Below are 10,333 nucleotides of genomic sequence, written 5' to 3'. Positions count from 1 at the left end.
TTCGTCACTATTAAGTGGACGAACGAGCAGTGGTTCTAAAATGCCATGTTCTTTCACAGATTGAACTAGTTGCGCCATTTTGTTTGGGTCAAAGTAACGGCGCGGTTGGTTGCTTGAGGTTTGGATTTTGTTGATGGAAGCCGTGGTAGTTTGGTTTGGCTCTACATCCATAGTGAGCAAATCTTCAACACCACGCATCTTTGGCGCTTCTAGGCGTTTTTTAGACATTACAGCTTCTCCATCCCTTGAGCAATCTTATTTAACACCGCGACTGCTGGATGTTTGGGGGCATAAACAGCTAGTGGTTGACGATTCATAGCCGCATCAGCAAACGCGGTAGCGCGACCAATAGGATCAAAAACAGGGGCGAGTGATGATAACTGCTGTTGCAGTGCTTCTAGGATAACTTTGTCTTGGCTGGCATTACTATAAAGAGTAGGGACAATTCCAGCAATTGCTAGTTTGGGATTGACGTGTTTTTTTACCTGTTTAATTGTGTCTAGCAGTAATTCTGTACCTTTAAAGGCTTTGAAGTGGGTTTGAATGGGGATAAGAACACCAGTTGCAGCGCTCAGGCTCAAAATACTGAGAACTCCCAAAGATGGAGGACAGTCAATCAGGATAAAATCATATTGATTTAAAACAGGTTCTAGAGCCTTATGAAGTCTTACTTCTCTTGCCATCACAGAAGCAAGTTGTAGCTCAACGGCACTCAGGGTAATATTGGCTGGAATTAAATCCATGCCATGCAGGTTGTGATGAATTGCCAACTTTGTTTCTTCGTTGAGAATTGAACCACCAACAATTGCTTCTAGTTCGTGGGKTTCTAAACCCATGAATGTAGTCAGCGACCCCTGCGGGTCCATATCAACAAGAAGAACTTTATGTTTCTTCAGGTGCAGTTGGTAGCCCAAGTTCATGGTGAGGCTGGTTTTCATCACACCACCTGCTTGGTTGAAGATGGCGATAATTTTAGACACGGGTGTAAGCTTTTGGGAGTTGCTTTTGTTGTCCTAGTTTAGGACAAATTTTGAGCAACAGCGAACTTAATCTTAGCTAGTACTGTTACTTTGAAGATGCGATCGCACTACTGAGATGCATTATCCAATCCACATCACTGTTTGCTACTAAAATCAAAAAATCAAAATTCCCAAAATTCCTGTTATATTTCAGAATTCCCCATCTCCATTTTCAAAACGGCTTTGACGAAAAAGTAATGAGGCGCATCTAGAACATTGCGGGGTTGAAACTTATGTGTAAAGCGACCAAAGTTAGCTCCTTCGTCTCCTGCTTGTAGAACTGATGCCTCCCAGTTATAGGTAGACAATAAATTTTCTGGTTCGTCGCATCCATATTTCCAATGYTTGGACAATTCATCAGTGCTTTTAGATACAAAGAAAGAGTTGATCAGGTCAGCAAGAAACCAGCTTCCTGGAGCGCTTAATTTGGTAATTGTTTTTAATAATTCATGCACTTGGGTTTCGCTTAAATAGTACACAAATCCTTCCATCACCCATACTGAAGGAATTTCTGGAAGATATCCAGAGCCTATAAGTTTGTCAGCCCAAGATTCTTTAATATCTACTTCAATCGAGTGGCGTGTACATCTACTTTGTATATTTCCTAAAACAGACTCTTTGTATTGAAGTACTTCTTTTCGGTCTAGTTCGTATAAATGGGTATCTCTTTGCCAAGGAAGGCGGAAAGCTCTAGTATCCATCCCGGCTCCTAAAATAACTACTTGCCGTATTTGATCAACTTGTGACATCAAGAAGTCATCAAAAAAGCGCGTCCGCACGGCAACGACGGGTGTACCTTGGTCTTCGTACTGTTGAGCGCTTGGCGCAATTTCAGCAATAATGTCATCCCCAGCTAGTATGGCTGCTAGCGGGTCTTTAAATAAACCATCAGGTCTTTGTGTTTCTATGGCTCGAACAGCAGCCATCATCCGTGAAGATAGACTGACTAAATCTTTTATTTCAGACATTTTTACTGACAGAGAAATTTTGTACTCATCTGTTCAATATCACACATAAGGACCCACCAAAATTGAATGTTTTTCTTAATCTAAAATTCCACAACAAAAAACCCCGGTGTTAACTACCGAGGTAAAGCAGAGATATAGCGATAAGTTGAAAATCTTAGCTAACGCTAAAACCAACCAAAACTAAAGTAGTGACAATGGCTGAAGCAAAAACAGCTTGGATAACGTATTTGCGTTGTTCCCAAATTGCAGGGTACTCGGCGTAGTACATCTTGGGTTCAGTTGCGTAGTTATTGAGAACGCCGTCTTCATTAACTGTTGTATACATAGCTCGTTTCCTTTATTTGTTATCTTATGTAAACTAATATAACAATATTGTTACAATAGGTCAACAGGACTTGACAACAAAAGGGAAATGGGGTTAATAAGGAGCGCTTATGAGGCATAGGGGAGTTAGGCGAAACGCAATTATCCAAAGCGATCGCCGCAGCATTCATCACTTGTATTCAGCACGCTTGTGAGATATCTTGGCGTAAAAGTCTTCATCGGCAATTTTGAAAGCTGGACGCTGCATTAAGTTGTTTAAGTACCTACTCAAGGGGTCACTATCTGATAACATCCCTAGCTTTTTTGCCCATAACAAAACCCCTCCAGTCACAATATCAGCAGTCGTAAATCGATTTGCTACCAAGTAATTGTTACCAACAATGGATTTTCTCAAGGGTTCAGCAACTCGGTCAAACCATTGCAGAGCTTCAGTTGTGTCAATTGCGGAGCGTACCTTGATTGGTATGATTTTTTCCGGCAGATTAGGTAAAACATCAAACATAAAATGCTCTACAGGTGGTTCTAATGTAGATGTGGCGTAAAACAGCCATTGATAGTAATAGCCACGTTCAGGAGCATCTAGTGCTGGAGCTAGCCCTTTCACTAGATATTTGTCAGCAAGATAGGCACAGATGGCAGCAGATTCAAAAATCGTGACTTCCCCATCTACCAGAACTGGTACTTTCCCATGTGGGTGCAACTTTTGATACTCTGGCTGTTTGGACATATTCATATCAACCCGTACCAACTCATAGGGGACTCCCATTTCTTCTAAGAGCCAGCGAGGGCGTACTGCCCGTGTTGTAGGAATGTAGTACAGCTTCATTGTTTTGCAATTAAACAGTTTGCTGCTAATAGTCTCTCACTCCATGCCCCTCTCACCACAAAGACAATTGCCCAGGTGAAACATTAGACTTACCCCCTTGATGGTAATAAAGATGACACGCACTACAGAGGGCAATCAGGTTTTCCGCACAATTATTAGATGGGTTTCTGTCCCAATGATGGGTTTGTAGCGTGCGTTTCATTCTTTCGGAACGCGTCAGTTTAGAAGTATCTTCGCCTGGGCGTATGCATTGTAACCCGCATTTTTGACAGCACCATTTAGCCTCTTTTTTAACTGAAGCAGCAAGGTCTGACCAATTATCTGGGTACAGAGAATGGGTGAAGGTCACTTCTTGTAATTAAACTGCGGCTTGACTAATTGTAATGCTTCTAGCAGTACAAAAGCTTAACCGAATTCATACAAGCGATCGCATTTTAATCAATGACCTGTCTTCTGGCGGACTTAATCTGTCCTCGCGCGCGTTTTGGAGTCAAGACGTTTTTTTTGAGAGCTGCGAGTAGGTTTAGTAGATTTGCGTTTTCTCTTCAGTACGACTGCACTTTTAATAAGTTCTTTGAGTCGTTCTAAAGCCTCCTCCCGGTTCTGCTCTTGGCTGCGGTGTTCTTGGGCTTTGATGACAATTACTCCCTCTTGGGTAATGCGTCTGTCGTTTAGCTTCAAAAGCTGCTCTTTATAGAAAGCGGGTAATGATGAAGCTTCAATGTCAAAGCGTAAGTGGATGGCGGTAGCAACCTTGTTGACGTTTTGACCACCTGCTCCTTGTGAGCGAATCGCGCTAATTTCGATTTCGCTATGGGGGATGATGATTTTGTGAGAAATTTGCAGCATACCTTATATATAGCGTTATTAGTGCGATGGCCCTTGGTCTTGGAGAGAATCGCACTTCCTCTACTCATCATCATCTGGCAAATACAAAGAGCTACTATCAGTCGGTCTGGCGTGGAGATACATCTCGGTAATCGCCACCGAACTATGCCCCAGTGTTTTTTGTAACAGGTGAATTGGTGCGCCACGGTCGAGACTGTGTGATGCGTGAGAGTGCCGCAGCCAGTGGGGGCTAACATTACCTTCTAACCCTGCCCTTTTAGCAGCATTTTTTACTATATGAAAAACCATACTGCGGCACAGATGCCCACCTTTAGCTGAGACAAACACTGGGTCATCTTTACGTGAGTTGCCCTTTAACTCATTAATCTCGCGCCAAATACCTGCACCCACTAGCACAGTTCTAGTTTTCTCACCCTTACCAAACACCGTGATTTGTCCGCCGTCGCCACGGGCTTTGAGATCGCGCCACTTCAAATCACACAATTCACTGACCCGTAACCCTGCAAAATAGAGTAAACGGATAATCGCGCGATCGCGTCCGTTGGTGGTGTTATTAATTACCTGTTGTACTTCCGATTCAGTTAAAATTCGCTCTGCCAATCGATTTTTTGCTGTTGGGGACTTAACAAGTATTCCCAGATTGGATGAGATGACACCTAACTGTTTAGCAAATGAAAACAAGCTTTTGATGGCTCCTACAGCTACCCGCTTGGAATTATTACTCCCTCCAAGGGTAATTGACCACATCTGAATGTCCATGAGGGTGCATTCACTTAAAGCTTTGTTGCCAATGTGGCGAAAAAACCGCTCCGCATAGCGACGATACCCGTCAACGGTGTTGGCACTTTTGCCATGTAGCCACAAATCAACGAGTTGGGAGTTAGTAAGTGTAGTTGGGGTATTCAACATTGCCTATTCTTATGTTGAATGCTTCTTTATTAAAGCTTACTGGGGGGACAGTTGTAGTTATTTGCTAGGGTAGGGGTAACGACTTCTGATGTGTGACAGGTATGGGCAATGCTCCACCCCGCAGCTGCTCACTTAACCGGATGATACAGTCCATCTTTTGAGTTCAACCGCCACGCATATTGACTGGGGTCACGGTCTTTACACCACAATTCAAAATCTTTCTGTGATAGAGTTGTGTGTTTTTCAGTAAGCGTTGAGACATTAGTATTGAGTCTAAAAGCCAATTTTTCTGACTCAAAAGGTTGGGGTTGGGGTGGTGCTGAGTTGTACTGATAGGGGTAGCCGCTTGATTTATAACGCGATCTAGCGTTAATGCTATTTTGCATCTGTATCAATGCCCCTTCAAATTTCGCCAGTCGATTGCTAATTGCATCAACTTTTTCCTCTAGGTTGGTTAGTCTTTGTTCATCGTGGGTGTTTGTGTTTTTCGCATTGAGACTGTCAGCTAGGCGAAAAAACTCTTCTTCCAGTTGATACAAGCGAATTTCTACACTCACTTCTGTACCTGGTACATCGCCTAAAATATGATGCAGCCCTTGAATAACTAAATCTGTGGCAGTGGTCTTGCGTTCCCTGGCTGCTTTGCGTAGGGCTGCGGCTAAGGGTTTGGGCAGTTTGAAGTTAATCGATTCGCGCTCGATGGGTGTCATGTCTACACTAATGTATGTACCAAGTGTAGAAATTGTACAGCTGGATGGGGTATGTTTTTCCCCAAGAGGTGAGGAGTGAGGATGGGCGATTGGCTTGTTTAATTTTGTAAACATCACAAGTTGAGGTTTAAGGGCTATGTGAATCCTGAAAGTCTCTTCATATCAAGCTTTGGTGGATTGTAACGGAATGTAAAAAAGCCGATGAAAATGACGCAGTGAGGATTCAGGATTATGGATGAGTCAAGCAAAGTAAATAAAAGAAAAGTTAGATTTTTTAGTTTGACTCGTGGCTGTTTTGCTGTAATATTAAAGCTGAAAGTAATTTTTGGCGCTAGATGTTTTTTAACATGTGTACTGTACAACTAGGTTACATCACTGCTTCCGTACACTGGCGCAACTGCACCTTGAAAACTAAATATGGTAAGGGTTTCCACAGGGTAGGGTCGTAGACTACCTTCACCCCTCACGGGGACGGAAACTTGACTAACTCCATTGCATTTCAATATGCAACGGAGCGCACCAAGTCGTAGACTACCTTCACCCCTCACGGGGACGGAAACTGAATATTTAGAGCCAATTCTTGAACTTTTAAATTTGCTGCGTCGTAGACTACCTTCACCCCTCACGGGGACGGAAACTTCTGATCTTGTTGTCTAAAACCTTTTTGAATTTCAACAGAAGTCGTAGACTACCTTCACCCCTCACGGGGACGGAAACAAGCGCATTATCAGTGTCTTTGCGAATATCTCCAGTAGAAGGAAGTCGTAGACTACCTTCACCCCTCACGGGGACGGAAACCTTTGATGTAAAACCGCTCTGCCGTTGTCGGGTGCCTTCCTGGGGTCGTAGACTACCTTCACCCCTCACGGGGACGGAAACTTAATCTTTCTTTAAACGTCCCAAAGCTTAACAAATAAACTCCTACGTCGTAGACTACCTTCACCCCTCACGGGGACGGAAACTTGATTTTGAGGGATATTTTCGTTACTCATCTTTCATCTCCTGTCGTAGACTACCTTCACCCCTCACGGGGACGGAAACAAGGTAATCACGAGTCTGATTTGCAGCTTCCATCTCCTGTCGTAGACTACCTTCACCCCTCACGGGGACGGAAACTTGAACTTCGAGGTAGTCTGAGGGGACTACGATGCGTGCTTCGCGTCGTAGACTACCTTCACCCCTCACGGGGACGGAAACATTATCACACCACGCACGAACAGCGCGGGTAGAATTTGAAGTCGTAGACTACCTTCACCCCTCACGGGGACGGAAACTCCAAGTAAAATCTTGGATAGAAATTTTAGCAATTTCCTTGGTCGTAGACTACCTTCACCCCTCACGGGGACGGAAACAAAACCGTGATATCGGCAGACACTTGAACCAAATACACTCTTAGTCGTAGACTACCTTCACCCCTCACGGGGACGGAAACATTAACGTTACTATTGATTTTCCTACAATCCATAGCGTATGTCGTAGACTACCTTCACCCCTCACGGGGACGGAAACGGGGTGAAGACATAATTTCCCGGTTGACACTCAATTCCCTGTCGTAGACTACCTTCACCCCTCACGGGGACGGAAACTCCTCTAACGTCCTCAGATTCGTTCGCAACATAAGTTCTGTGAGTCGTAGACTACCTTCACCCCTCACGGGGACGGAAACGAGGACAGTAGCGCCCTGTTACTTGTTCTAGAGGGGCGTCCTTGTCGTAGACTACCTTCACCCCTCACGGGGACGAAAGCCAGAGTAACAGGGCAGAAAAAAGAAGCGATCGCACTGGTGATGTTTTAATCAATAATTGCGCTTATTGCTCCAATGGACGCAAACCCACTTGAATCAACCTTTTAGCAAGCTGAGTATAACGCTGCTGTTTGTTAACAGAACGCACAGCCATACCAATGGCTTTTTGAGAACCAATCACAATTGCTAGCTTTTTAGCACGGGTTAGCCCAGTGTAAAATAAATTACGACTAAGCATCATGTAATGTTGCGTGTACAAGGGCAAAATCACCACCGGGTATTCAGACCCCTGGGACTTGTGGATAGTAACGCTCCAGGCAAGGGCAATTTCATTTAAGTCTGCATAGTCGTAGTTGACTTCCCGTTCTGCGTACTGTACTGTAACTTCTTGTTCTTCAGTATCAATGTTGGTAATAAACCCGACATCACCATTAAACACTTCCCGGTTGTAGTCGTTGGTTTGTTGAATCACGCGATCGCCTGTTCTCAAAATTGTTCCACCCCTAGTAATTTCCACTTTTTCGGGGCTAGGGGGATTAATTAACTGTTGCAGTACGTTATTTAGGTTACGAGTGCCTACCAATCCCCGTGCCATTGGGGAAAGTACCTGCACATCGGTAACGGGGTTAAACCCAAGAGTCGGAATTAAGCCATCAATTAATTCACAAATTGCCTGTACCCCGTGTTCTGGTTGATGTCCGCCACCATGCCAGAGACAATCATTACTGGGAGTATTAGAAATTGGTTCGATATTTGGGTACTGTCCACGGTTGATTTGATGGGCGCTTCTAATAATTGCACTCGTTGCAGCTTGCCTAAATACTTGGGTGAGGCGCACTACAGGGACTTTACCCGAATTGATTAAATCGGCAAGTATGCTACCGGGACCTACTGATGGTAACTGGTCAATATCCCCCACAAACAGTATTTGACCGTCTTCTGGTACGGCTTTGATTAAACTGTATGCCAAAAATAAATCCAACATACTTGCCTCATCCACAATAATTGCTTTCTGCGGCAAGGGGTTACTCATATCCCGCTTAAAACCCATTTTTTTGGGGTCAAATTCTAACAATCGGTGTACGGTCTTTGCCTCCAAACCAGTCATTTCACTTAACCGTTGTGCCGCCCGTCCGGTGGGTGCAGCCAAAGCGATGGATTTACCCATAGCTTTCCATAATTCCACGATGGTACGCACGCTAAATGTTTTACCAGTACCGGGACCGCCGGTTAGCACCGAGATTTTAGAGTAAGCTGCGATTTCCACCGCTTCTTGTTGCTGGGGTGCAAGTTCAACTTTACGACTTTGGGTAAAACGCTCCAGCCAAGTGCGGACGCGCTTAATGTCTGAATTGACGCTTCGGGTTAAACGCTGACCAATAATGATCGCTAAATTTTGTTCGGTGTTGAAGAACGCAGGATTATAGCAAAGCAAAGTTTTATCAGTGGCGCTTTCTCTAATCAGTTCATCTGCGAGCGACATATTACGGATGATTTGGACTATTGCATCCTCTGTTGGTTCGTGGGAAGAGCACTTCAGGAGTGCTCGCGCATCGTTGATTAACTCTGGCTGCGGTAAATAACAGTGTCCATCCTCGGCAGCTTCACTAAGTACGTGCGTTAACCCGGCACGGTATCTAAATTCTGAATCGGGCGGCACTCCTAAGTTACGGGCAATTTTATCAGCAGTCAGAAAACCAATGCCGTAAATGTCAGCTGCTAATTGGTAGGGATTGTTAGTAACAATCGCGATCGCCCCATCGCCATACTGCTTGTAAATTTTGACTGCATAGGTAGTGGAAACGCCATGACTTTGCAAAAAAACCATTACTTCTTTGATGCATGATTGCTCATTCCACGCTTTTTGAATCATGGCAATACGCTTTTTAGCAATGCCGTTAACTTCACTCAAGCGCTCAATTTGGTTTTCAATAATGTCAAGGGTTTCTAAACCAAAATGGGCAACAATGCGTTTAGCTGTAACCGGGCCAACACCTTTAATTAGACCACTGCCTAAATATTTTTCAATTCCCGTAAGTGTTGCTGGTTTGGTTTCCTTATAGTTGGTGACTTGAAACTGGGGGCCATATTGCGGGTGTTCGCGCCAAAAACCAGTTAGTTGTAATGTCTGTCCAGCCTGGATGTTAGCAAAGTTACCAGTAATCGTGGTTAGTTCCTTTGCGCCAGGGCGTTGTAACCGTGCCACCGTGTAACCTGACTCTTCGCTGTAATAAGTCAGGCGTTCCACTACTCCCGTAATTGATTCGTGTTTGGGAGTAACATTTATTTGTTGATGCGTTTGGTTGGGTGCAGTGGTCATTACTTTTAACAGTTATCAGTTAACAGTGAACAGTGAACAGATTGATAACTGATAACTGATAACTGGTAACTGATTCGGTGGCACGCGGTCATTATACTGGATAGTTATGAATTTTTATAGTACTTATGTATTATGAAATCAGAGATTGCGATCGCTTTTGCCCAGATGCTCTTGAAAATTATAGCGATCTTCACGGTCAAATAATTTATCGCTCAACAAAAGGTGTGTAGTGTTTGCAGTTTAGCTAATGTGCATTCAAGCAACCAAATTCTTTACTTAGTAACCAAAACTCCTGAACGATCTCCTGGAAAATCTTCAAAGATTGCGCCTCGTCGAATTAGGTCGAGTTTTATGGGTTCTGAAATTCCTAAATTATTTGCGAATCGGGCATTTTCAACATTTGCATCGCTCAGGTCAGCACCACTCAGGTCAGCGCCACTCAAGTTAGCACCACTCAGGTTAGCACCACTCAGGTTAGCTTCTTTCAAGATGACATCTATCAGGATGGCATTTCTTAAAACAGCATTACTTAGGTTAGCTACAATCAAGTTCGCACCATTCAAATAAGCACCACTTAGGTCGGCATCACTTAGGTTAGCAATATTCAGAGAGACACCAGTCAGATAAGCACCACTTAGGTCGGCATCACTTAGGTCGGCACGAA

At 44.0% G+C, this 10,333-nt stretch carries 9 protein-coding genes, 1 pseudogene and 1 CRISPR repeat array; all 10 genes and pseudogenes read right to left on the bottom strand.

The features are described from left to right. Positions 1 to 228 (bottom strand): ParB N-terminal domain-containing protein (locus B4U84_RS29930; RefSeq protein ID WP_165490410.1); only part of this gene is annotated, 228 nt, incomplete at its 3' end. Continuing rightward, positions 228 to 980 carry a ParA family protein gene (locus B4U84_RS29925; RefSeq protein WP_131121630.1) on the bottom strand — a complete coding sequence of 251 codons (753 nt, stop codon included), beginning with the start codon at positions 978 to 980 and terminating at the stop codon, positions 228 to 230. The genes B4U84_RS29930 and B4U84_RS29925, both read right to left, overlap by 1 nt. Before the next feature lie 182 nt (positions 981 to 1,162). Next, a complete protein-coding gene (locus tag B4U84_RS29920) occupies positions 1,163 to 1,987 on the bottom strand; it encodes an SAM-dependent methyltransferase (RefSeq protein WP_207391049.1) in 825 nt (274 codons plus the stop codon). Positions 1,988 to 2,141: 154 nt separating this feature from the next. Further along, positions 2,142 to 2,312: a photosystem II assembly protein Psb34 gene (gene psb34 / locus B4U84_RS29915; RefSeq protein WP_131121629.1), complete on the bottom strand. Its 171-nt coding sequence runs from the start codon at positions 2,310 to 2,312 to the stop codon at positions 2,142 to 2,144. Positions 2,313 to 2,480: 168 nt separating this feature from the next. Next, on the bottom strand, positions 2,481 to 3,137 hold the full coding sequence (locus tag B4U84_RS29910) for a glutathione S-transferase family protein (RefSeq protein WP_131121628.1): 657 nt from the start codon (positions 3,135 to 3,137) through the stop codon (positions 2,481 to 2,483). Positions 3,138 to 3,571: 434 nt separating this feature from the next. Further along, positions 3,572 to 3,986: pseudogene (arfB, locus tag B4U84_RS29900) on the bottom strand (alternative ribosome rescue aminoacyl-tRNA hydrolase ArfB). A gap of 60 nt (positions 3,987 to 4,046) precedes the next feature. Then, positions 4,047 to 4,895, bottom strand: coding sequence for a tyrosine-type recombinase/integrase (locus B4U84_RS29895; protein WP_131121627.1), 849 nt, complete (start codon positions 4,893 to 4,895; stop codon positions 4,047 to 4,049). A gap of 128 nt (positions 4,896 to 5,023) precedes the next feature. Beyond that, the gene (locus tag B4U84_RS29890; protein WP_242677775.1) at positions 5,024 to 5,719 is read right to left on the bottom strand and encodes a hypothetical protein; all 696 of its coding nucleotides are present in this window, start codon (positions 5,717 to 5,719) and stop codon (positions 5,024 to 5,026) included. Positions 5,720 to 6,047: 328 nt separating this feature from the next. Further along, positions 6,048 to 7,351: direct repeats of the CRISPR family, unit length 37 nt; unit sequence GTCGTAGACTACCTTCACCCCTCACGGGGACGGAAAC. Between the two features lie 62 nt (positions 7,352 to 7,413). Continuing rightward, positions 7,414 to 9,669 carry an SF1B family DNA helicase RecD2 gene (gene recD2 / locus B4U84_RS29885; protein WP_131121626.1) on the bottom strand — a complete coding sequence of 752 codons (2,256 nt, stop codon included), beginning with the start codon at positions 9,667 to 9,669 and terminating at the stop codon, positions 7,414 to 7,416. A gap of 272 nt (positions 9,670 to 9,941) precedes the next feature. Beyond that, a partial coding sequence (locus tag B4U84_RS29880; RefSeq protein WP_131121625.1) for a pentapeptide repeat-containing protein occupies positions 9,942 to 10,333 on the bottom strand: 392 nt, incomplete at its 5' end.

Origin of the sequence: Westiellopsis prolifica IICB1 (assembly GCF_004323185.1) — a bacterium.
Classification (GTDB): Bacteria; Cyanobacteriota; Cyanobacteriia; order Cyanobacteriales; family Nostocaceae; genus Pelatocladus; species Pelatocladus prolificus_A.
Note: the sequence above shows the minus strand (reverse complement) of the source record. Positions and strands in the feature narration are given on the sequence as shown.

Excerpts from the sequence above, each read along its gene's own strand:
- psb34 (WP_131121629.1), bottom strand. The coding sequence starts at position 2,312 with ATGTATACAACAGTTAATGAAGACGGCGTTCTCAATAACTACGCAACT.
- B4U84_RS29910 (WP_131121628.1), bottom strand. The coding sequence starts at position 3,137 with ATGAAGCTGTACTACATTCCTACAACACGGGCAGTACGCCCTCGCTGG.
- B4U84_RS29895 (WP_131121627.1), bottom strand. The coding sequence starts at position 4,895 with ATGTTGAATACCCCAACTACACTTACTAACTCCCAACTCGTTGATTTG.
- B4U84_RS29890 (WP_242677775.1), bottom strand. The coding sequence starts at position 5,719 with ATGTTTACAAAATTAAACAAGCCAATCGCCCATCCTCACTCCTCACCT.
- recD2 (WP_131121626.1), bottom strand. The coding sequence starts at position 9,669 with ATGACCACTGCACCCAACCAAACGCATCAACAAATAAATGTTACTCCC.